At 42.0% G+C, this 22,369-nt stretch carries 28 protein-coding genes; 3 read left to right on the forward strand and 25 right to left on the reverse strand.

Annotation, left to right across the window (positions count from 1 at the left end; all coding sequences use genetic code 11):
* Positions 1–221: 221 nt before the first annotated feature.
* The 3 genes from ACO03U_RS11495 to ACO03U_RS11505 all read left to right on the forward strand — a co-directional run bounded on the left by ACO03U_RS11495 (position 222) and on the right by ACO03U_RS11505 (position 1,515).
* The gene (locus ACO03U_RS11495) at positions 222–488 is read left to right on the forward strand and encodes a hypothetical protein (protein WP_204687962.1); all 267 of its coding nucleotides are present in this window, start codon (positions 222–224) and stop codon (positions 486–488) included.
* A 125-nt stretch (positions 489–613) separates the two neighbouring features.
* The gene (locus ACO03U_RS11500) at positions 614–1,129 is read left to right on the forward strand and encodes a Panacea domain-containing protein (protein WP_204687964.1); all 516 of its coding nucleotides are present in this window, start codon (positions 614–616) and stop codon (positions 1,127–1,129) included.
* On the forward strand, positions 1,126–1,515 hold the full coding sequence (locus tag ACO03U_RS11505; RefSeq protein WP_204687966.1) for a type II toxin-antitoxin system PemK/MazF family toxin: 390 nt from the start codon (positions 1,126–1,128) through the stop codon (positions 1,513–1,515). Before ACO03U_RS11500 ends, ACO03U_RS11505 begins: the two co-directional genes overlap by 4 nt.
* Positions 1,516–1,594: 79 nt before the next feature.
* Here the strand turns inward: ACO03U_RS11505 and ACO03U_RS11510 are convergent, their stop codons facing one another.
* The 25 genes from ACO03U_RS11510 to ACO03U_RS11630 all read right to left on the reverse strand — a co-directional run bounded on the left by ACO03U_RS11510 (position 1,595) and on the right by ACO03U_RS11630 (position 22,359).
* A complete protein-coding gene (locus ACO03U_RS11510; protein WP_204687968.1) occupies positions 1,595–2,599 on the reverse strand; it encodes an N-acetylmuramoyl-L-alanine amidase in 1,005 nt (334 codons plus the stop codon).
* Positions 2,592–2,816, reverse strand: a complete 225-nt coding sequence (locus tag ACO03U_RS11515; RefSeq protein WP_204687969.1) for a phage holin — start codon at positions 2,814–2,816, stop codon at positions 2,592–2,594. The genes ACO03U_RS11510 and ACO03U_RS11515 overlap by 8 nt, the downstream gene beginning before the upstream one ends.
* Before the next feature lie 3 nt (positions 2,817–2,819).
* Positions 2,820–3,227, reverse strand: coding sequence for a hypothetical protein (locus ACO03U_RS11520; protein WP_204687971.1), 408 nt, complete (start codon positions 3,225–3,227; stop codon positions 2,820–2,822).
* A 164-nt stretch (positions 3,228–3,391) separates the two neighbouring features.
* Complete coding sequence (locus ACO03U_RS11525; RefSeq protein WP_204687973.1) at positions 3,392–4,138, reverse strand: hypothetical protein; 747 nt, start codon at positions 4,136–4,138, stop codon at positions 3,392–3,394.
* Positions 4,138–5,841, reverse strand: coding sequence for a BppU family phage baseplate upper protein (locus tag ACO03U_RS11530; RefSeq protein WP_423104814.1), 1,704 nt, complete (start codon positions 5,839–5,841; stop codon positions 4,138–4,140). Before ACO03U_RS11530 ends, ACO03U_RS11525 begins: the two co-directional genes overlap by 1 nt.
* Positions 5,842–5,853: 12 nt before the next feature.
* Positions 5,854–8,931 (reverse strand): phage tail spike protein, encoded by a 3,078-nt coding sequence (locus ACO03U_RS11535; RefSeq protein ID WP_423104816.1) that lies wholly within the window; start codon positions 8,929–8,931, stop codon positions 5,854–5,856.
* On the reverse strand, positions 8,931–9,635 hold the full coding sequence (locus ACO03U_RS11540; protein WP_204687237.1) for a phage tail protein: 705 nt from the start codon (positions 9,633–9,635) through the stop codon (positions 8,931–8,933). The genes ACO03U_RS11535 and ACO03U_RS11540 overlap by 1 nt, the downstream gene beginning before the upstream one ends.
* Before the next feature lie 14 nt (positions 9,636–9,649).
* Positions 9,650–11,947, reverse strand: a complete 2,298-nt coding sequence (locus ACO03U_RS11545; RefSeq protein ID WP_204687232.1) for a phage tail tape measure protein — start codon at positions 11,945–11,947, stop codon at positions 9,650–9,652.
* Between the two features lie 190 nt (positions 11,948–12,137).
* Positions 12,138–12,602 carry a hypothetical protein gene (locus ACO03U_RS11550; protein WP_204687231.1) on the reverse strand — a complete coding sequence of 155 codons (465 nt, stop codon included), beginning with the start codon at positions 12,600–12,602 and terminating at the stop codon, positions 12,138–12,140.
* The gene (locus ACO03U_RS11555; protein ID WP_204687236.1) at positions 12,603–13,166 is read right to left on the reverse strand and encodes a phage tail protein; all 564 of its coding nucleotides are present in this window, start codon (positions 13,164–13,166) and stop codon (positions 12,603–12,605) included.
* Positions 13,167–13,226: 60 nt separating this feature from the next.
* Positions 13,227–13,589 (reverse strand): HK97-gp10 family putative phage morphogenesis protein, encoded by a 363-nt coding sequence (locus ACO03U_RS11560; RefSeq protein ID WP_204687230.1) that lies wholly within the window; start codon positions 13,587–13,589, stop codon positions 13,227–13,229.
* Complete coding sequence (locus ACO03U_RS11565; RefSeq protein WP_423104818.1) at positions 13,579–13,917, reverse strand: hypothetical protein; 339 nt, start codon at positions 13,915–13,917, stop codon at positions 13,579–13,581. Before ACO03U_RS11565 ends, ACO03U_RS11560 begins: the two co-directional genes overlap by 11 nt.
* Complete coding sequence (locus ACO03U_RS11570; protein ID WP_204687229.1) at positions 13,907–14,227, reverse strand: head-tail adaptor protein; 321 nt, start codon at positions 14,225–14,227, stop codon at positions 13,907–13,909. Before ACO03U_RS11570 ends, ACO03U_RS11565 begins: the two co-directional genes overlap by 11 nt.
* Positions 14,211–14,477 (reverse strand): head-tail connector protein, encoded by a 267-nt coding sequence (locus ACO03U_RS11575; protein ID WP_204687228.1) that lies wholly within the window; start codon positions 14,475–14,477, stop codon positions 14,211–14,213. The genes ACO03U_RS11570 and ACO03U_RS11575 overlap by 17 nt, the downstream gene beginning before the upstream one ends.
* 149 nt (positions 14,478–14,626) lie before the next feature.
* Positions 14,627–15,772 (reverse strand): phage major capsid protein, encoded by a 1,146-nt coding sequence (locus ACO03U_RS11580; RefSeq protein ID WP_204687227.1) that lies wholly within the window; start codon positions 15,770–15,772, stop codon positions 14,627–14,629.
* Positions 15,772–16,443: a head maturation protease, ClpP-related gene (locus tag ACO03U_RS11585; RefSeq protein ID WP_204687226.1), complete on the reverse strand. Its 672-nt coding sequence runs from the start codon at positions 16,441–16,443 to the stop codon at positions 15,772–15,774. The genes ACO03U_RS11580 and ACO03U_RS11585 overlap by 1 nt, the downstream gene beginning before the upstream one ends.
* Positions 16,424–17,602, reverse strand: a complete 1,179-nt coding sequence (locus tag ACO03U_RS11590; protein ID WP_204687225.1) for a phage portal protein — start codon at positions 17,600–17,602, stop codon at positions 16,424–16,426. Before ACO03U_RS11590 ends, ACO03U_RS11585 begins: the two co-directional genes overlap by 20 nt.
* A 13-nt stretch (positions 17,603–17,615) precedes the next feature.
* Positions 17,616–19,301: a terminase large subunit gene (locus ACO03U_RS11595; protein WP_204687224.1), complete on the reverse strand. Its 1,686-nt coding sequence runs from the start codon at positions 19,299–19,301 to the stop codon at positions 17,616–17,618.
* Between the two features lies 1 nt (position 19,302).
* Positions 19,303–19,665, reverse strand: coding sequence for a hypothetical protein (locus ACO03U_RS11600; protein ID WP_204687223.1), 363 nt, complete (start codon positions 19,663–19,665; stop codon positions 19,303–19,305).
* A gap of 113 nt (positions 19,666–19,778) precedes the next feature.
* Entirely contained in the window at positions 19,779–20,090 is a 312-nt protein-coding gene (locus tag ACO03U_RS11605) for an HNH endonuclease (protein ID WP_204687222.1), read from the reverse strand.
* Positions 20,080–20,337: a hypothetical protein gene (locus ACO03U_RS11610; protein ID WP_423104822.1), complete on the reverse strand. Its 258-nt coding sequence runs from the start codon at positions 20,335–20,337 to the stop codon at positions 20,080–20,082. The genes ACO03U_RS11605 and ACO03U_RS11610 overlap by 11 nt, the downstream gene beginning before the upstream one ends.
* Position 20,338: 1 nt before the next feature.
* Positions 20,339–20,536 carry a hypothetical protein gene (locus ACO03U_RS11615; RefSeq protein WP_204687221.1) on the reverse strand — a complete coding sequence of 66 codons (198 nt, stop codon included), beginning with the start codon at positions 20,534–20,536 and terminating at the stop codon, positions 20,339–20,341.
* 828 nt (positions 20,537–21,364) lie between these two features.
* Entirely contained in the window at positions 21,365–21,778 is a 414-nt protein-coding gene (locus tag ACO03U_RS11620) for an integrase (RefSeq protein ID WP_204687220.1), read from the reverse strand.
* Between the two features lie 21 nt (positions 21,779–21,799).
* The gene (locus ACO03U_RS11625; RefSeq protein WP_423104825.1) at positions 21,800–22,117 is read right to left on the reverse strand and encodes a hypothetical protein; all 318 of its coding nucleotides are present in this window, start codon (positions 22,115–22,117) and stop codon (positions 21,800–21,802) included.
* Positions 22,114–22,359, reverse strand: a complete 246-nt coding sequence (locus ACO03U_RS11630; protein ID WP_204687219.1) for a hypothetical protein — start codon at positions 22,357–22,359, stop codon at positions 22,114–22,116. Before ACO03U_RS11630 ends, ACO03U_RS11625 begins: the two co-directional genes overlap by 4 nt.
* Positions 22,360–22,369: the final 10 nt, after the last annotated feature.

Consider the following 22,369-nt stretch of genomic DNA (forward strand, 5'->3'; position numbering starts at 1 on the left):
GTCTTATTTGACTGCGTCCTTCACTTTGACGACATTTGAACATATCCAACTGAATACGAAACCCAATAAAATCAGGCTATTTTGATGGTTATATAATAGTAGATAGTCCGACACTTTTTAGACTATATCGGACTTATTGCCCCTTTTTTGCCCCCATCTTAACCTCCTGTTCGCTTTACAAAACAAACATACGTTCGTATAATTTTAGTGAGGTGAATGATATGCAAACTATCAGAGGTACAGTTAGTAAGGTTAAGATACTCAAAATGTCGGAGCGCCCTCTCGTCTACTTTAAAGTCGATGAGGTAAGCTGCCTGATTGCTACCCATTCTCTCGCCTTTCTGGCCGATGTAGCAGAAGGTAGTAAGATAGTAGTGGCTGGAGATTACAATAGTAGGAAACAGTTTGTTTGTCGGAAATATGCGGTGATTGGCAAGCCACAGATAGTGATTGAGTTTGAACAGAGTAAGTACCCAGCTAGAAAATAGTTGCACGTTTTGCATATTTTTCTTAACTTGCACCGTTTCTATTTACATTTAGCCAAATCACCCATATACTTAGGGTGTGAAACAATGATTTTTGTTGTGAAACATGGTAAAAGGAGGTCCGGTAGATGTCGAATATAAAAAAGCTTGCTCAATATGTAGTTTACAGTTATGAGATGCGTTCCAATTCTCAATTCAACGGAAGCGAACTAAAACTGCAAAAACTAATGTATTTGGCTCAAAGAGAAAGCCTTGCTTTAACTGGAAAACCGCTCTTTGATGAACCGTTTGAAGGATGGCAATATGGCCCTGTTCTACCTCAATTAAGGTTTTATTTTGAAGATGATTACGAGCCGTTCTCACCGGAAAATGACAATCAACTAACAGAGCAAGAGCAATACATTATAGACAATGTGGTCTGCCAATATGGAAAATATGAGCCTTGGGCACTTGCGGATTTAACTCACAAGGAGAAATCGTGGCTTAAAAGTAGAACCGGCCTATCTGATGATCAACATGGCTATTCTCCAATAACTGCAGACGACATCCTTGAAGATGCCAAAGACGTAAGACTTTTTGATCATGAATACGACATGTATCTCGATGAGTTTGATGAATTCGACGATGAGGTACTTAGTCTATGAAAAATAGCGATTTTGTGGGTCAAATCAGAATGAGTAGATTCCGTTATTATGACGCAAAATCAGGGGAAATAAAATTTAAAGGTCGTCCAGTGCTAATAATTGGATACGAAAAAGAACACGGTCCTTGTGATTTTACAGTGTTGCCAATATCTAGTATTTCCATACGTTCAAATGTAATTCCTCAATATGATATTTTTATACCGATAAATTCATATCCTTCATTAAAACTATGGAAAGATTGCTATTGTCGGACTAGTAAAGTAAATACCGTTCATTCTAAGGAATTGGGAACAAAAGTCCTCGGAAAAATCAATATTGACTACCCTGATTTATATGATGATATTCAAATGGCGTTCAATTCATATTCAACTTCGTTATTTAAATAATATAGGCCTCCTAAAAAATGAGGTCTATTTTTTGCATAAAAATAACCCCCGGGACCGCAATCCCAGGGGTTTTGTTGTGCTATTTAAGATATACGCTTGGCACCCAGCCGAATCCATCAACCTCAGACCAGTTCTTACTACCATGGACTGACTGCCCATTATTAGCCGTAGCGGTGACTTTAACTTTCTGCCCTTTTTTGACCGTCCGCACGATCTTGTCAGATAGTTTTTGGCCAGTGTACACATTTAACACGTTGATCGTTACTGTTTTAGTTTTACTAGCGGGTGGTTTTGGTGCGCTCCCTGCGCGCTTAACCAATTGGATATCGTTAGGGTGCGCCCAGCCCCAGTCCTCAATCAAATATTTCTTGGAGTTGCCGACGATTCGCTTAATCTTGCCTTGCTTGCCACGTTTGGCAGTAGACTTTCCAGCGCCTAAACTATCGCGATACAAGGCGTTATATATTTTGACCGTGTCACCGGCCTTGCCGTCTTTTAAGGGTTTAGGGTTGGGTTTCAGGTCGCTTGAGCTGCCGCCACCTTTTAAGCGGTTGTACTCTTTAATGACCGCGTCACGAAAAGTAATCCACTGCCCATCATTCCGCATTTTGCTAGGACAATTTTTACCAGAACGGTCATAATGCGACTTGACTGTGGAGGTATTAGCTGGAATACCTTGCTCTACCATGATTTGAGCGATTACTTTAATAGCATTAGCCTTTGCTTTTTTGTATTGCTCAAGCTGCGTGCCGGTGATATTTGTGCCTTGGCTTTGATTGTAATTTCGGCAGATTTCAAAACTGATTGACTTGCGGTTACCGTGTCCGCTGCCCCCATCACCAGCATTCCACGTGTTACGGTTAAATGGGATACCCTGCACCGCTTCTTTCTCGTCAATAGCGACATGATAAGATACTTGATCGGTATTGCCAATCATATAGCTAACCTCGTTATTGGCTGAAGCATTGTTATCCGTCTCGTGGACCGTCACAGAATCAGCGTCCATTGAGTAGGGACACTTATTCGCATAGTTCCAAGCTCCAACCAACATTTGCCGAAACGATACACCATTTTTGCTACTCATCGATATCGTCTCCCTTATTGTAGTTGTAGCTGGACACTCCTAAGCACGTCCCCAAAAGGACTGTGAGGGCCGTCCAGATAGTCAGCACGCTATCGGTATAGCTCCACTCTAAAACACCGCCTACGACGCCCACGAACACGCCTAATGCCGGCATGACAATCTGCACTGTCCATTTGATGATTGCGTACTGCTCATCCGTTAGTTTAAATTTTGGCATCTGTTATTCTTCCTCCTTCTCAATTACAGGCATGGCACAGATACGTTCATACATCTTTTTCCCTGTTCCGTTTCCGCCAAGTGCGCTGTATGCTTTCCACAGATGGCTTATGTTATTTAGTTCTTTTATCGTCACCGCGCCACGTTTTAAAATGACTTCGTACGATGCATAAATTCGGTCGTGGAGACTGGCTAGGCTGGCTTCTTGACGTAGATTGCCTTGCATTTCTAAAGCGTCCAGCCGCGTGTCTAATTCTGTTTGGCCTTTTAGCAATTCATCTAGCTGATCGTTGCGCTTTTTAATCTCCTGATAGAGTTTCCAAAACTGCCGTCCAGCAAAGACGATTCCACCAATCAATCCCACGCCAAAATATTGCCCAAAAAATTCGTTAATCTGCACCAACACTTCCATCTGCATTCCTTCTTTTCCGCAAAATATAAAAAGAGACTGCTATTTAGCAATCTCTCCTGCCCAAAGTATCATTTTCATATCCATTAGACTCACTTTCCTTTTCATTTTTTGGCTTTTGGGAGTAACAAAAAAGACAACCAGCGATTAGGCTGATTGTCAAAAAACTAAAACTTACCTAAAATACGATAAATGTTTATATTTGCAGTATTTATTTCCGATGCACTTGATGACCCCATATTGTTATTTACACTTTTTGATGCGCTAATTTTTAATTGTGTATTATTTACATACGAAACACTTGTTTCTGCATAAGAAAATCCAACATCTGTCACGCCGTTATTAATATTAACGCTGGTCAATCCAAAACCACTTTTAAGCTGATTAACAGTGATCCGAGCAAAGCTGTGATTGCCTTGATACTCGTACATGATATCGAAAAACTCAAATTTATGGACTCCGTCTGTCAGAAGTATCGAATCGTTCAATTTTCCCACACTCCCAGAAAATAAAACTACTTCTTGCCAAATTCTTCTCCAGCCAATTGGTGTATCAACTTTATTGTCATCATTGTTAACAACGTAAGTCCATATTTTTCCAGTCCCGGTTTGTGTCGCTGTAATAAATTTTCGAGAGCCTGCTTGCACTACATTTACCGAAAAAAATGAGTAAGTTAATGGTAAATTATTTGTCAAATTGCCCTCGATTAGCCAATTTCCTGCCGATAGATCAAGTACATTAATATCTCCGTCGCTAATTAACTTACTGTCCCCGTTAGCAGCAGTAAGCTTGCTTAACATGTCCGGTGTCATGAAGCCGGATACTAGACGATTAACTTCCGGATGAGCCTCTTCCCCTCCTAGCCCTTTGTGATGACTAAAAAGGCGCCAAATTTTAGCTAACATACTTTCCATTAATTTTCGCCTCCATAACCAAATGTCAGTCCTGTACCGCGACCAAATTTTAAAATCTCAACTGTTTTAGTTGACTCATCAATACTAAAAACTGACCAACTATCCTCTTGTGGCGTATACCAGTATTGTGTGCCATCGTTATCTCGGCCTACAGACTGAGCAGTAATGACATAATTAATTCCACTTTGCAAAAGGTAATCATCCCTGTGCTGATGCCCACAAACAACTGCAATAACATCTCCTGTTTGTCCGCTAAAATTAAAATCTAGATTTACTGGCAAGTCTGCACTACTACCAAGTAGGGCTCCGCTGGTTTTACCCGCAAATCCATTAATCAATTGTAAAAGTACATCGTGATTGTAAACATTAGCAGTTGGCTCCCCTCCAATTGTCCCCTTGATATTGCAGTGGCTAAATGTAATTACATCTCTATTGGTTTTTAGCGCAGTATTTGCTAACCATTCCAGCTGGTCTTGCTGGATTACGGTTGTGTTCGTACGTGGATATTTGAGAATTCCGTTTTTATCTAATGTTTCAGGGCTTTGGTACAAATCAAGCCAAATTACTCTGACGTTAGTATTTGGAATATCATAATAGCAATAATTTGATTCGCCATTTCGCACTTCCCCAAATCTACTCGATTTCTGGAAATACAATTCTGCAAATTCTGCATTTGTTACTAAAAAATCAGTCCCAGGAACTTTATTCGCATCTGCTCGTATAGACTGATCATCGTGATTTCCAATGCCGATTATAATCGGACACTCGCTGCATGTGTCTAACGTAGTTACATAGTCTCTTTGATGTTTTAAAATTTCCGTTTTAGTGTTTTTGTTTTCGTCAGCATTGTCACCCCCGGAAATGATTAGGTCTAATTTATCAGATATAGTCCCAATGTTTAAAAGATGTGTTAATCCATAGGAAGCAGCAGGGAATGGTCCCCAATAATCTGACCGCACAACATAGTGGACGTCGGTAATATGACCGATATTGACATTACTTTTTCTGGATTCAAGCTGATTTCGAATATCAAACAGTGGTGCATCAAAGATATCACGAATGCCACCCATAATTTCATCGTTGATATTAGCAGAATTGTTATTTTTCGCTTCGTCTAACTGCGTTTTTAAATCATTTAATTGATTAAGCAATTCACCATTCGGATCAAGTGATTCCAAAATTTCCTTATTTTGATTTACAAATTCATCCCAATCAGATTTTCCAGCAGATAAATACTCATCTAATCTGCGTTTTAAGTCTTCAAACGTCCATAAATACGTTGATCCATTAGTTTTGACTTCTGTAATTCCGTCCGAATAGACCGACTTAATAACGTTGTAGTAAAAATCGCGAGTCGTAAACTGTTCCGAAAAACTACCATCAGAATTCATTCTCCTAAAACTAAAATATGCGGTATGGCGGCCAAGATTTTGCCAATCGGTTGGTTTTAATGTATATTCCAGCTTTCCGTTAGCAGAATCAATCGGTCCATCAACTTCTTGTTCGATTAATCCTAGGCCTAAGTCTGTCGATATCTTGGCACAAAAGAATGGTTTCAGCCCCGTGTATGCTTTCGGACTGCTGTTTTCCGTTATCGTTACAATAAATGTCTGTGTGTCTTGATCTGTTTGTCGGATTTTTAATAAACCGACATCATTATTTGGTTCTGTTGTACTTAATGTAATTGGATATCTAATTGCCAATTAAAATCCCTCCTATATCGTTATCTTTGTCCGTGGATTAACAAAATCATCATCGCTACTCGGCCAAAAAGCTTTCATCAGTTGGAAATGCAAGTGTTCGCCTGTCGATGGTCCTGTGGTGCCCATCAAACCTAGTTGCTGGCCTGCTGTGACGGTTTGACCAGCCGTGACATCAATCCGTGATAGGTGAGCGTAGCCGGTATACAAGCCATCCGCATGCTGGATGACGACATAATTTCCGTAGTAGTCAAAATACTCACTACTAGCCTGGACTACCTTCCCAGCGTTGGATGCTAGAATTGGTGTATTTGGATTGCCATTGACTAAATCAATCCCATTGTGGAGCTGTAAGACTCCTGTAATTGGGTGTACTCGCATCCCAAATTCAGAGGCGACTGTGATTGGTTTAGCTATTGGCAACTGATAACCTCCGATTGCTTGCGTATCAAACGGGATCTTCGTTGGTGTTGTCAATGCCAGCGCATCGACCTTTTCAGCCCGAAAGCGGTTCTGAATCCCTTGAACATATTCTGGCGCCACCATTGATGCGGCGTTGGCCACGATGTAATCACAAACTGTCGTGATAAAGCTGCTGTCGTTCCATGAACTCGCAAACTGTTGTACAAAATTGTAAAAGAATCCGCTTTGGACAGCCGCTGGATACCAGTTTGTGATGGAACAAAAGATGGAGAGTGTCCCAAGCCATTTGTTGCCGTCGTTTAAATCCACGCCTGTGCTCGATTTCAAATGTTCGATCATAGGTTTCAATTTTTGACGACAGAAATACTCGGCTTGCACACCGGTGAACAACGTTTCGTTGGCAGCACCAAATGTGGCCCATGAGTTATTAAACTCTGACGTGCCCACACTCCCGACCAGCGCACTTCGGATACTTGGATAGTTAGTCGCTAACCAAGCTAGAAATGGCGTCATCTCATACGCTTGCGTGAATGAATACTTACCATAGTTCCAGCCGGCTCCATCGTTTAAAGGTTCGTGATAATACCCCGACGAACGATCGCCCATTTCGTATTTAGCCGTCAATGCCAATACTTTTACAAATATGGTCAAATCCCCACCACTGGGACCGCCAGAGCCGCTCCCGTTCGTGTCAATTTTCACGCCATTTACATAGAGCTCTTTGACATTTAAACGGCCGCCAACAATAGCGTTATTGCCAACGTTTAACGAGTCACTAGCTGTCAGCCTTTCAGTTGCCGCAAGACCATTGACTCTAATATTCTTAGCGAACTCTGCGTATTCAGCTGCATCTATTCGGCCGTTGACTTTTAGTGTATTGGTGATTTCTAGGCTAAGAGCTTTGAGCGCAGCCGCGATATTCACGTCACCAACAAAAGTCGATTTACCAGCGATAAAGTTTCCAACTTCGACAGATACATTTTTACCAGATTTTGCTTTTAAAACAATATTTCCATTTTTATCCAGCTGAATCCCGGTTTGATCTAAAGCCGACAACTGGATGATTTGACCGCCCTCGTCCAGAGTGATAAACAATGAGCGGCCGTTGTAATTTTCGTCAGGTAAAGCAATGCCTGAAAACTTAGCGCCGGTGGTTCCAATTAAGCCAACTGATTCGTTGTTGTTCCAGAACTGGAGTCCTTTCTTCGTTAGCTCCATAATTTTTTTAGTGCCATTCCAAGCTTGCAACGTTCCGGACACGAGTTTTAGCACATCGCCATAATTATTAAATGACGATTCAAAAACATTTGCTTGAATCGTTCCAACTTTGATAAAGTCTGCTACAATTTCGCCTTTCGAAGTCATGGCCAAACCAAATGGACCATTAACTCCATTGCTAGAATATCCAAGCCCATTCAGATTCCAGCGCCAAACTTTCTTGGCACTGGCTACGTCCCTGGTGTCCATAATTAGGATTTCTGACGGTCCTTTTTCCGGACGAAAAACGACATGTCCACCAGAATTCCCAGTGATCCATGCCGTAGCGTTGATTATATTAGTGACCAATGTCTCTGTCCGATTATTAATCTTGTCAGCAAGTTTATCAGTTTCGGTTTTTGTTTTTGACGTATATTTTGATAGGTTACTACCAAGCACGATCGACTTGTATTTACCAATCGTCGGAAACCACACGTACTCAACCATGCGCTCCTTGAGTTCCATGCCAAGCTTATCAACATATACATGTGCTACATCCCCAAAATGGAGCCTAGCAAACTGCTCATACAACTCCTGATATTCAAGAGTATGTTCTAGTGCCACCATGTTGACTTTGTGAGTAGCCGTTGGTTCGTGGATTCGGTCTTTGTCAAACAACGATTGTCCCCAGGCTTTTAGCTCCTCCAACGTTTTGCAGTTAGAATTTTCCCGTTTGCCAATTCGTCGATTGCTATCATCGACACCCTCAATTTCCAAATACTTGTACGTCAAAGGCTCTTTGTCCTGATCATAATCGTTATCTGGTACGCCACCTACCAGGTACAGCGCATTAACAACTTGCTCACTCACTTCGGATTCAATTGATTCCAGATTTATCCCAAAATCAATCCGATAACCATTGTCAGCGCCAATTTGTTTAACCAATTTGATATCGTAATTATCAACATCAAACTCGCCGCCGGTGACGCCAACTAGGTTTTGATTGCCATTGTTACTGCCAACGATAGCATCAATCGGTCCAACTTGTTTAGCTGTAAACTGGTGAGTAGTTGGTACATCTGACAAGTAGCGGAATTTTTGATGAAAGGCCAGTGAACTATGGAGATTAGCCATAATTTGACTACCATTTCCATTGTCGGTAAATGAGTAGTCAATAAAATTCCTATTGGCCATAGCTGCGATAAAGCGACCGTTAAACGATATGGAGTCCAGCGTTTTCTTTGGCTCAAAGATTTCAAAGTATTGCCAGGTCCCGTTTTCCGTCAAAGCCTTGACAAAGCTCCCGTTTTTGATTAAATCAGCATTTTGACCATCTAATGAGTAATTCCCATAAAAAGAAAACTTGTCATTTAGTACACGTGTGATTTCTGGCAAGTCTTTCCAATCGGTTAGCGCTTCACCATTCGTGGACAAGTCTTCCGGAAGTTCTTTATAAATATAGACAAATTCCATCACAGCCACACGCTCCTATTCCACATCTTGCCACTTTTAACTGCACCTGTGACCGTCAACGTATTTTCGCCTGGTTGGATTTTTAACCAATCACCTTTTGTAAACAGCGGTAAGCCCTCTTGCATTACTTTCCCATTTTCGCAGTCGACAGTCACCAAGGCAGCCAGACTATTTAAGACGGTGAGTGTTCGACTACCAATTTTTAGGCTGATATCTCCGCCAGTAGATTGGATTTCAAAATACGGGTTTGCGACTTCTTGCCCGGGGTCAAAAAACTTAAATGTTCCATTAGTAAACTCTATCGGCACTTCTCGCACTTTTTTTCTGAGTGGTTGACTTCTAAATGTCGCTCCAAACGTGTAAAAAACACCCCATTCGTTTTCAAATTCCAATGGCTTAGACATGGTGCAGATACAATCCCTATACTTATCAGCATCATTATGCGTAATCAACCGACTTCTACCAGACAGCCATTGCTTGATATCGGACAATCGCTCCCGTGGGATAGTGATATCCTCGATTTCGTAATCGTAAGCATCGTAATCGTCAAATGTCTCATGGAGTTCGCCAGACCGACCAACCACGCTATAAGTTTCATAGCGTTTGTTAGCCGATATTTCCGGGAGTTCGGACTCAATGATGCAATCCATATCTAAGAGAGCATTCCGACCTTTCCAGATAAAATTTGGTTCATCAGGATTCATAAAATTTACACTCGTCACGTCGGAACACCTCCCATATCATAAATTGCTTGTTTGCTTGCTAGTTCCATTTTGCGATTTAATCGGTCTAATTCGGACGGATTGTTCGCGTCCACATTACCAAAGTGGTTGTGTTGTTCGACGGATATATTACTTGCTTGCGATTTGTTTTTCTTTTCGGCATCCGTCAAAGGTGTGACTGTGGTTTTCCCATTGGCAACATTCAACAGTTCTGGACCCGCTTCGCCGACGATGGCTTGGCCATTAATCAAGTGTCCGCCTTTGGCCAAGTATGGAATTTTCCCAATGCTAAATGTTTTACCGCCAATTTTCGGTACCCAATCAGGTATCTCAATCGATCCTAAGTTTCCCAAAAAGTCATTAATCAGCCCAATAGCATGATTAATCGGCGCCTTAACCAAAGAGGCAATTCCATCAAAAATTTCACCGAAAATATCGACTACTCCATTCCAAGCTTTTTTCCAATCTCCGCTAAATACTCCAGTAATAAAATCGATAAAGCCGTTAAATATTCGCTTTCCTGCACTAGCAAAGTTGTTGAAATTTGCCATGATACCGTCAAACACACCGCCAATGTGGTTTTTCAAGAAGTCAAAGACCGATTTCCCGACGTCCTTTATTCCTTTGAAAAATGCGTTCACACCATCTCTAAACCACTTACATTTGTTGTACGCTAAGACAAAACCAGCTATCAACAATGCTATTCCGGCTATGACCAAAACAAACGGATTGGCTGCAAAAGCAAGTTTCATGGCGGAAAATACCGTTTTGAGCGTCCTAATCCCATTAGCAACTTTTGTCACGGAACCAAGTAACGTCCCGAGGATAACTAAAAATGGGCCAATTGCTGCGACCACTGCTGCGACTGTTAAAATCGTTTGTTTCTGGCTATCATCTAACGAGTCAAACCATGTTTTAAATCGAGTTAATGCATCGATTGCCTTCTCAAACACTGGCAGTAATGCTACTTGGATGCTTTCGCCAACACTTGCCATTGCTAGTTTTGCATTGTTCATGGCTTGGTTCGACTTGTCGATTGGGTCCAGAGTAGCTTCAAATGTTGTGCCTACTGCTCCTCCGCTTTCTCCGGCCACACTGGCTAAATCTTCCAGATTAAGTGTTCCGCGTTTGATTGCATCAGCCATCCGCGGACCGCCTTTAGTACCAAATATTTCAGCCGCTGCGTTGATAGCTTCTGTCTCGGAGCTGGCATTCATGATTTTGTCCTGTAATTCTCCAAGGCCCTCTGTTAATGTCTTGCCGTCTTTAGCATAAACGGTAGTCGCTTTTGACAAGCTACTTAGTGCAGCGCCAGAATCAATCCCAGCTTGCTCGAATTGTCCCATCAGCGTAATGCCTTCGCCAAAGCTCAATCCAAGCTGTTTAATTTGAGGCGCACCATCAATGGCTTTTTTCATTAGGTCATCCACAGATTGACCAGTATTTTGTGCCGTTTTTGTTGTAACGTCCAGCACGCTGTTTAGATCGTCGTAGCTCATGTCGTATGCTTCAATCGCCTGCCTTGCGGATATCGCAGATTGTGAGACATCAGTATCGTTAATCTCGGCATACTTCAAAAGATAATCGGTGGACTCTTCTAGCTTTTTGTCCATAAATCCAAACTGAGTATTTACTTCGCCAATAGCCTCTCCAACGGTTTGCAACTCCAAGTGAGTATTACTACCCACATTTTCAAAGGATTGGGATAGCTTGTCGGCTGTGTCACCAGTTGCACCAGTTTTGGTAATAATGGTGTCTAATGCTTCATCCACTTCACTAAATGCAGCTAATCCAGCAGCGCCCACTGCCATAATCGGCGCTGTAATACCAACAGACATCTTTTCACCGACACCTTTAACCTTTTCGCCGGCTTCTTCAATCTTGCCCAGTTTTTCAGCTGTTTCAGCTGACATCTTTCCTTGCTCTTCTAGGGCTTCATTTGTTTCTTCTAATGCACGTTTCAACTTGTTTTGACCGGTTTCGGATTCTAACATTTTCTTGTAGAGCTTTTCGGATTCAGCAGAATATTCACCAGTTTCTTTGACAGACTTCTCATATTCTTCTCGGAGCATCTGTGTTCGCTGTTCAGCTAATGCGACTTGTTTCTCTAGCTTTTTCTTGGTTGCGGTCAACTTCTCGGTTTGAGTAGCATCTTTATCCATTGCCGATACATGGTTCTTGTACTCGGTGTTAGCCAAGTTCATTTCTTTGTTGATTTCTTTCACGGTTTTCGCGTAAGATACTTCACCGTTCGTTTTAAAATTTAAAACTACATCAGATTCTTTTCCTGCCATTTTCTACCTCCTTCCTACCACCACGGACTCTTGTCCATCGTGACTGATTTCGGTGGCTCAAAGTCTGTGTTAGCCTCTAGCCACTGGATATAGGCTTTAAGCCACAAGTTAGGAGTTGCGCCCAAAAAGAAATCCTCACTCCAATTTAAGAGAGTGAGGGCTACATAAATATAAAAGCTCCACGGTGTTCCTATTTCCGTCGGTTGCTTTTCTTTGGATTTCTTTTTGCTTGCGCTTTTTGATAGTCTTGTGGCTTCTTCGATTTTTTTAAGTCTTCCACCTGAAATGTTTGGTCTGCAAAGATTTCCATGCATGCGCTATATGCAGACAGCACATCCCCGCTCATGCCCAAAAATTTAAAAATGGTGTCTGGTGTTTCATCTAGTCCACCAGTTTTTAACATGCCATAAATCAAAGCCCGCATAATTTTTAAATCAGCCGGAGAGAGCGTGCTAGATGTCAATTTCCCGTCAGCTTTTTTCAGCATGGCATTCATCGCAGATTCAAACTCCGCATAATCGCCATCGTAAATATCTGCAATGTATTCCATTGTTTCCATAGTAAATGAGATTGGGAATTTGGTTCCTCGGATTGAGATTTCGCGAACGTTGCTAAAATCAGTGACATTAATTCCGTAATCAGCTAGTCTTGCCATTTACTCACCGCCAGCCAAAGTAGTCCATTGTGTTTCGGAGTAGACTGGTTGCTTGATAAATTTCTCGAACAATTCTAATGACCCGTCCGTCCGGTTGGAATCAAAACTAGAGTAGATTACCCCGTTGTTTTTAAGACCAACAGACACAAGATTGGCAGTAACGTCATTGATTTTTGTTTCTTCTTCGGCAGTTTCATATTCTTCATCAATCACATTTGAGAGCTGAGTTTTCGGATACCACACCGCTTTTTTGCCTCCGCCTTCCATGTTTCCGATAAAGCCAAATGCAAAAAATGGATACTCACGAGATTGTGTAGTGCCAAACGTCGCAGCATTAACAGCTACTAAGCCTTTCAGCTCGTCCATAACCTCGATCGGGATACCCACATGGTCCAATGCGATTTCGTGTTTTGTTTCCCGACTAACCATTCTAAACATCTTGCTAGATGCCCATTTTTCCAAAGTGGAGCCATTTCCTTTAATTCCTAATTTTGTTGCAATCGGCAAGCGTACAATTTCACTGTAAACTGGCTCAACGCCTACGTTGTCTGGCGTGGTCATCATTGCAATCAAAATATCGTCTAATCCATCAAAATATAAAACGTCTGTTTTAGCCAATGATTATCATCCTTCCTGTAACTTCATAATTTCTTCGGTCATTAGTTTTTCAATTTGTTCCCGATATTGTTCAAATGTTCCGCTGGCAAAGTGTTGCGCACGTTGGTTCGGCGTACCGTTTTCAACAAACCGCCAGTAAAAAGCGGTGTCGTCAAACATAACTTTTACTTGCGTGTCTTCCACTACCACTTTCACATGGTCCCTCATGTGCTCTTTTTTTAAGAGTGTTTTTGGTATCTGTGGGATTAATTTCTCTGTGTAAAAATTCGCCGCGTTGGTTAGCGATTCAATCGAGACTTTTTGTGGGTCGGCTCGTAGAATATTCCCAAGGTAATCCGCCACATCCTTAAATCCATTTTTATCTGTCATTTTCAATCACCCGCACATACGTATAAAAATTAGTGACTGTATCATCGTTTTCATCACCCAGAGTCGCAGAAAAAGGTGAGTACCGCACGTTGTTTTCGTCAAACACTTTTTGGATTGGCGCCAAGTCATTTTCTGTGCCTGTGGTAAAAAGCGATATTTGATAATACGGCAATCGTTTAAATGTCTTCCCGGACACAACCTTTCGGCTCTCGCTAACAAATGAGTACACGACATACGGAAATGGTGTATTCTTCGGCGATTTGTCTCTAAACACAGGATAATTGGTTGAGTTTAACACCGTTCGCAATTCCGCAAAATTAATCGACATAGGCTAAACTCAACTCCATTTCTCTAACTTCCGGCAGTACATATATTCGAGTGATATTAAATTCCACACCGTCAATCAGTAGACCGTTTGTTTTTTCGCTGATTGTATTATCCCAGCGACATTTAATCCGCCGGACAACGTTTGTTTTGGCTTGCTGAGAGAGATATTTTTCTTCGGCTGTAATGCCGATTTCAACAAAGTAAATATCTCGGACTTTCGTGCGGACTTCTTTCGGTCGATCGTATTCATCCACAGTATCGGTTATGGCTTGCAGTTCAGCTTTCCACTTCAGACTATTCAGCAGGCTCATCTGTCAGCACCTCCAAACCAAAAATAGGTTCCAATGCTTGCAACGCCTTTCCGAGTTCTTCGGAGGACAAGCGATGTTCAAACATGACGGTAGCTACCATGATTTCCAGATACTCTTGCGTATAACCAATTTTTTTCAAAACGTAGCGGTGGGCAGAGTCCAAATAAAAAGACAACATGGAGTCGTCCATGCCGTCCTCTAGGCGGATATGATCTTTAATTTTTGTGAGTAATTCGTTCGGTTCTACCATCTAACCACCTACCAATTCTAAAAGCTCGGCTTTTGTCATGCTTGATTTATAAGCAATGCCTACATCGTCTAAATAAGCTTTGATTTCTACAACAGTATTGTTGCTAGTCGGCTTTTCTAAGTCGGCTACCCCTAACGAATTAGGGGAAATTACTCCCCCGCTGTTACTTTCAAATGTGCGAACGCTTGTGTGTATGTTACAGCCCAATCAAGCACTGTGTAACCTTGGTAGCGAGTTTCACGATCTACTACACTACGTTCAGTTTGGATAGAGAATGGCTCGTTTGTATTTTGTACCACACCTGCAGCAGGGTTACCTAATACAACTTCACCTTCAGGAACACCGTCATCTTCTACAACTGGAATACCAAAGATAGTACCTACACCACCATCAACTGCTTCTCGAATAAAGATAGGTCGACCAGAGCCATCTAATACTGTAGCCAAAGAATTCCAAACAGTTGAAGCTTTCGCATAAAATTTAGCGCCTGCTGCAAATTGAGATACAATTTTCGAACGCAAGCTAGTCAGGTCGGTATATTTAATCGCTCCAGCAGCCGTAACGATTTGCGGAGTTCCTACTTGTTCAGATAAAACAGTTAATACACCTTTAGGCTGTTTCACACCAGTTCCAGTAAAGATAGCTTTACCTAAGGTACGTCCTACGCGATCAGCGATTTCAGCTTGAATGTACGGAATGAACTCTTCGATTGACATTGCTTCTAACTTAAACGACACGCGGACTAGTTTAGCTACTTCAAATCCAGTTAACGTGATTTCAGCAAATTTGTTTTCCTCATCAACAGCTGGGGTGCCTTCATCTACAAACGATGCATCGCCAGCATCCACTGAAACGTGCTGTTTGATAGTTAAATTGCCTCGAACGTTCAGTTTGCGAATTGCGCCATAAAACGGATGTTGTTCTTCAATTAATCCTAAAATTCCAGCCATAGTTGTTTCTGGAATCAAAATAGGTTGATTTGATACTTGGTGAGTATATGCAACATTGTTTACTTTTTCGTATGCAACTTTATCTTGTGGTTCAAGTTCACGCCCCATTAAAATCTTCGCAAATACATCTTCATACTTCGGTGCTACCACATCTTTCACTTCTTCCACTTTTTTCAAATCTTCCACCTCTTCTGGTTGTTTAATTTCCAATGCTTTGTCTTCTACTTTCGCTGGTTTCGGTTCTTCAAACGTTTGTTTGTTTTCGACTTCCAACTCGTCCATTGCTTTATTGGCTTCATCGATTTTTCCTTCCGCCAATAAGTTTTTGATTGTTTCCAAATCCATTATTTTTCCCCCTTCAAATGTAAAAAACGCAATCTGGCTTCTGCCAAATCACGCTCTTCCTTTTCTTTCATACTTTTTAATTTGGTGATAAACGATGTGTTAGCCAAAGTTTCAAAACTCGCTACTAATTGCAGTTCTGTTTCTTCTTCTTTTGCTAATCCATCAGCAAATCCATAATCGATTACTTCTTGTGCTGTCATAAATGTTTGGTTAGCCATTAATTCAGATAGGCCTTCTTTGTCCAAGCCAGTTTTTGCAACATAAGCTTCCAAAATTGTGTTTTCCACAGTTGATAGTAATTGCGCCGCTTGTTCCATATCCTTTTTCTCACCGCTGACTTCCGCAAGTGTTGGATTGTGGATCATAAACGTAGCGACTGGACTAATCAGCACTTCGTCAAACGCACAAGTAATCAATGTGCCGATACTTGCGACAAGACCGCTAATTTTTAACGTGGTTTTGCCAGAGTAATTTTTGATGATGTCATAAATTTCTTGACCGGCAAAAACGGAACCACCGTTCGTTGTCATGGTCACTTCCACATCTTCGCCGTTTAAATTGTCCAATGCGTTTTGGACTTTGGCTGGATAAATAGAGTCAAAGTCACACCAATCGAGCAACTTGCCGGTTGAGTTGGAGACGACATCGCCTTTAAGATTTATCTTCTTCATCCGCTTCCTCCTTTCCTTTGTTTTGGTCTAATCGGTCGGTGTCTTTGCGCAGTAAACGCATGTCTCCGCCTTCGACAGGTTCCAATCCAAGTGCAATCGTCCGATATTCGTTGACGGTCATTACGCCACGGTCTAGCCAACCAACCATTTGCAACTTGGTCTGCATACTAGCAAACTGCAAGTTGTTAGACTCAAACATAATTTCGTGCCCCAAAGCTCGTTCTCGACGCGTAAAAAAAGCCTTTGTAAATCCATCTGATAGTTGGATCAACACTGGCTCGATTTGCGTTTCGTAATACGCAATCCATTGGTTTTCTGTAAATGTGGAATTCACGATATTGTCATTGGTATTTAGTAAATCTAAAATCCTTTGACGTGTCGCAGCAGATTGCTCTTTTTCTGGTACATAAGAATATGGTTGCACTTGGATAGCGTCGGCTTTGGAGTCAACGCCCGCAGCGCCAATCCCCTCACTGTCCGTCCTCAAAAAGTCATCCACAAATTGCTTTGTGTTGGACTTGATATCTTCTGGACGGAGTGTCTGGTTAAATTTTAGCAACCATTTCACTACATTCGAGTTTTTGATTGCCGAGATTATCCCTTGGTCAGTCGTCTGCACTACTTCAAGAAGCGGTAGCAGAGAGGGAGCCAAGCTATCGCCTAAGATTTCGTTGGTTGTAAAATCATTGCGGATGTGGATTAGGTCTGCGTAACGGAATGTATATGGTTTTCCGTCTCGCAAATAAAATTTGATGAAATACTCCCCGCTTTTGTTTACCAACAATTCCATGGAGTTTGAGACAATTGGATATAATGCAATCGGCTTGCCTCTATCATCTTTTTCCACATAAATAAACGCATTTCCGTTTATGCGATACTGCCAAATCGTTTTTTCCAAAAGCATTTGCATGCTCATGATTGGGTTTGGCTCCATTAAGACCATTAAGACATTTACGTTTGGATTAATCCTGCTGTTAAACCGATGTTTCGGCACAGTCTTTCCGACAGCAGTTGCTAACGGACGGACGGCACTTCGTACAATGTCGGCTTCATAAACATTTCCGCCAAAGCCGACAAAACCAGAACTTGGCTCATCGACCATCTGAAACTTCGTTACTGTTTTCGGAGTTTCGTTTACTTTCCTGTTAAATAATTTCAATTTCTCACCCCTTTCAAATTAAACCTAGGTACTCTTCCATGTATCGCTCATACGTCGCGTACGCGTCCAACAGGCTTGCCAAGCCATCTATCCGTTTTCTTGGGTTGTTGCCCTTCACCGGCTTAATATTGGCGTTCTCGTCTGTTTTTACGCGTGTATTCGAGATACACCATTTCAATAGTCCGTTATTGTTGTAATTAATCTTTCCGCTGGTTAAATCTGCACCTAGTGCTTTCATCGGCGATGATAGGGAGCGGTAGCCTTGATAAACGCCTTCTGGCACTGATGGACCAAAAGCATTTTTCATTTCGTCAACCAAGTAACCAGAACTCCAAGCATCATAGCCAATTTTAAATGGATAGATATCATGCGCCATTTGTAACTCGGTAAACCAAACCGTGATATCTTTGTAATCTACTTTGCTTTCGCCAGATAATTTTATAATCCCCTGCTCCAACCATTTATCGTATGGCACACGGTCATCTTTAATTCGTTCGGCAAATAAATCAGATGGCATAAAGTATTTTTGGAGGACATAGAGCTTTTGCGGATCGTCATGCAATGCAAATAAAGCAGTCGCACACGTTAAGTCGGTTGTAGCGGATAAATCAATTCCGCCGATAAAGTACCGCGGTTTCAATTCATCGATATCAAACGTAGCTTCACTATTAAAATCGTTAAAGCTTAGCCAAGCGTCTGTATCGGATTCATTGATATTAAATTCTTTGCATAGCATGTTTCGCACCATGCGCGGATTCTGCTTTGCTAGGTCAACCTTTTCTTTCAACGATTGGAATTTCTTAATGACACCAATTCCAGGATTGGCTTTCACCCACATCTGTTCATCTCGCCATTCTTCGGCATCGTCCAACTCGTACATAAACGGGATTGTTCGTTCATCTTGGTAGCCTTCTGCATTTTCCCAACCGTCGATAATGTCTGACATTTCCTCTCGGAGTTCGTCAAAGATATCTTCGCGGGTCGTGCCGGATGTCGTCGTAATTAAGATTAACGGTTGTTCTCGTGCGGTCATACTATCGACAATTACATCGTATAGCGGACGTCCTCCTCTGCCTTTCCACGAATGGATCTCATCCATCAAGGAACAGTGAGCGTTGAGGCCATCTAAACTATCGGAATCACTTGCCAACGGTTTAAACTCAGCATCGTTAAAATCTGCAATCATATCTGCCACACGTGTCTTTATCATTTTTCGTAGCGTTGGCGATTTTTTCACCATCAGCTTTGCTTCTTGCCAGATAATTTTCGCCTGGTCTTTTTTAGCAGCAGTTGCCAAAATTTGAGAGCCGTTTTCGTTATCCGCAATCATCATGTAAAGGCCTAAAGCAGAGGCTATTGCAGACTTCCCGTTTTTTCGTCCAATCAACAAAAATACACGTCGATATTTCCGATTCCCTTCGATATCTATAAAGCCAAAAATTGCTTCAATCATCGCTTTTTGCCAAAGCATTAATTTTAGCGGTTTGTTTGCTTGCTTCCCTTTTGACGGGTGGCAAAATTTTTCAATAAACTTAATCGGATGTTCCGCACGTTTTCGGTCAAAATAAAAATCGCTGTCTGCGTTTTGCAAATCAGCGACCAATTTTTTATAAAGTTTGTAAATCTTTTCCGATACTAAGGTTTCTCCACCGTTTTGTTTAAAGCTTAGCCAATATTGGTAAATGTATGTCTCTTCCACATCAATCAGCCCTCTCATTCAAAAAGGCGTTGAATTCGGATAGATCATCATCCGGTTTTGGCGCATCCTTCGGTAGCAATCCTAACAATTTTTCGGTGACAGTCGTATACCGCTGGATTGTCGTGTTGTACGATTTCAAAGCTGGATGTTCTCGGATAATAGAGTAGCTCCCTTGTTCCATTTCGTTGACGACACCTTCTGATTGTATGATTTCTTTCAATTCAGCGAGCGTAGCCTTCATAAAAGCGGACTCTTCAATCAGTCCTTTAACCGTCCGTTGTTTCTTGCTGTCTAGTTCTTTAAAGATATCCGTTAGCCGTTTAATTTCATTTGCTACCAGAAGCTTTCTCGTTTTATCATCCATCTAAATCCTCCTTTCTTTTGAGGTGGGGCTTATGCGAAAATAGCCTGTGCATTTTTTGAATGTCCCCCTCCGTTCCCTAACCGATTTCAGAATTAAAAAAGCAAGGGGGGGGATTACCTCTCGACTAGGTTGCCATCGCCATCAAACATCACATCATCATTTAAAATATTTTCTTTTTCAAAATGTTCTTTGTTATGACAATCCAAACATAAATACTCAAGGTTAGACCAAGCAAGGCTTACTTGTGGATCATGTATGCTCTGCTCTGTCAGGTGCTCCTTGTGGTGGACTATATACCCCTTGACTATCTTTCCGTTTGACAGACATCTCTCGCACAATCCACCAACCGATTTAATATATCCAGCTCTGCATCTCTGCCATGCTTTCGATTTATAAAACGGTCTCGATATCTCCCTAGGTATCATAGCTTGTGTATACCACCTTAGCCCCTACTCGCTCATACCAATCAACAGTCTGCTTAAGATTAGGCAACGTGTGCGACAGCAAAGAGATAGTCAACTGATTACCAGATATATCCACATGTGCATGGTTCCCATTCCAGTTGTCTCTCAATCCAAACGGACTGTTCTCCCGCTCGATTGCCTTTTGATAAACACACGCCATACCATCGTTAACATCTAACGTTAGGATAGCCTCGCAAAAGTCTTTCATCTCATTCCCACCTCTCACATATCCAATCAAAGTAATCCCGCCACACCCTGCACTCTGTCGCATAGTCCATCTGTCTGCCGTGGTTATACTCATACCGCTGCACGATCAATCCTATCCGTTGCTTTGAGTAGCCGGGGAAATAATTAGCAAACTCTTGATGCTTGGCCTTGAGATAGTTTAGGTAGTCGGTGTAGGTCATGGCGTTGCCCTCCTTGGGTATATAAAAAGACAGCCCGAAGACTGTCTGTGATATGTATAGATACTGGACTGGACTACCGCCTCCGGTCGTGGCCAACTCGTGTATCAAAGCCTCACGCAGGCAACTTGCCGTATCCCTAGCAAGTCCAACTTAATGTTAAGCAACCTACCCCATTCTGGGACCCACCGTTTGTCCATGCCTGGCGGTTGGGAATGCTCGGTTGCTATTGACGTGGCAGCTATCGACACTGCATCTACTCCTGATAGTGGAGCCGTTTTTACCATTCTTTAAACTACACGTCAACCGGAGGAGCTACCTCCTGAGATTGACTTGTCCTGACAGCACCCTACTGGACAAGCTCAGTGCCTAATGGCTCGGAGTACCGTCTCAATCTCATTGGGTCATCAGATACTCAATGCTCCGCGCTAAGAGTCAAGGAGTCCTCCCAAAGTCACTGGCAAGGAATCGAACCTTGCATGATAAAGATTATATATCCGACTGGTACGCTACTTCATTCACGTTCCCGACTTAGCTTATTAATCACGTCGTTCCCATAACCGAGGAGTACTTTATCTTACGGTCTAAGCGTCTACCCTTTCCGCCACAGTGACATAAACCGCCGGCCATTCGACAAATGACCAAAGGAGTGACTCGTTTTCACATCCTTCTGATTTAATTAGCCAGCGGTTAATGGATTTGAATTGAGGCGCATCTCTAAAAATATATCCTAAAGGAGGAAACCGTGTCGTTTGTGGTCGCCTCATCCAATATCCTACTTTATAATTTTATAACGATTTAAAGGTCCGTGCGTCCGAATTTCGTCCGAATTTAAAGCGCTTTGTCTAACTCCTCAAAGAACCGGTTCCGAAGTTTAAACGCCTTATCTCTTCCACACTTTATCTTTTGTTCCTGCACCAGTCCCTGCATGGTGTATCGTGGGAACTTCCGCATGTACAGCTCGCGGATAATCGTTTCTGTATCTAATCCACACTCCTCTAATAGCTCGCTCACGACCTTTTGGTTGTGTCTAAACTGATTAATCGCATCATGCGTTTGTATCGTCCACAGTGTCTCTGTGGCTGTCTCAGGCGTGGTCTTAGTCCCCCGTCTGTCTGATGCGTAATCATCCGGCTTGTGTGGGTAGCGGATAGATTCCTCAATCTTAGCTATCTTTAGATCGTACTCCGGATAATCACGCAATACTTGTTTCACACGCTCAAAGCGCCATTTTTCTAAGTCCAACCTGCCTGCCTCCTAAAATTTTTAAATAAACATCATTGCAATCGACCCAAGGCCCCAAAATAGTAATGTAGCAATGATAGACACATACGCTCTCTGATTGTCCTCGTACCCATCATTCTTATTTCCAATTTTGGCGGTCAGAAAGCTAATGAATAGATCTAAACCAAATGCCTGCCAGTAGTTCAGTGTGGCAAATCCAAACGTTGGCACGATTAGTCCGTTCCACAGCTTCATGGTTACAAATCCACTTAGGGCCATGGAAAATACTATGAGGGCTATTCCCCACAAACAGCCCCATGATTTAATGGCAACTTCTTTTGCTTCTTCATACTCGTTCATCTTGCTCCTCCTTGATAAATATCCTTTAGCATATCTCTATAATAATCTCTGGCTATGTCCCTATTCCGTTCTGCGGTCTTGCTCTGCACATTGTACTCGTCGTTTAACAACGGCGCTGTTGCGTCTAATACATAGCTTTGACGGATAACCAACTTTTGCCCGTTCGGCAAAACGACATTGACTTCCCTGCCGTTAATAATGCTTTGGATATCCGCTTGGGATAACGCTACTGTGTATTTCATTTTCTTCCTC

Origin of the sequence: Enterococcus diestrammenae (assembly GCF_049384045.1) — a bacterium.
In the GTDB taxonomy this organism is placed as follows: Bacteria; Bacillota; Bacilli; order Lactobacillales; family Enterococcaceae; genus Enterococcus_C; species Enterococcus_C diestrammenae.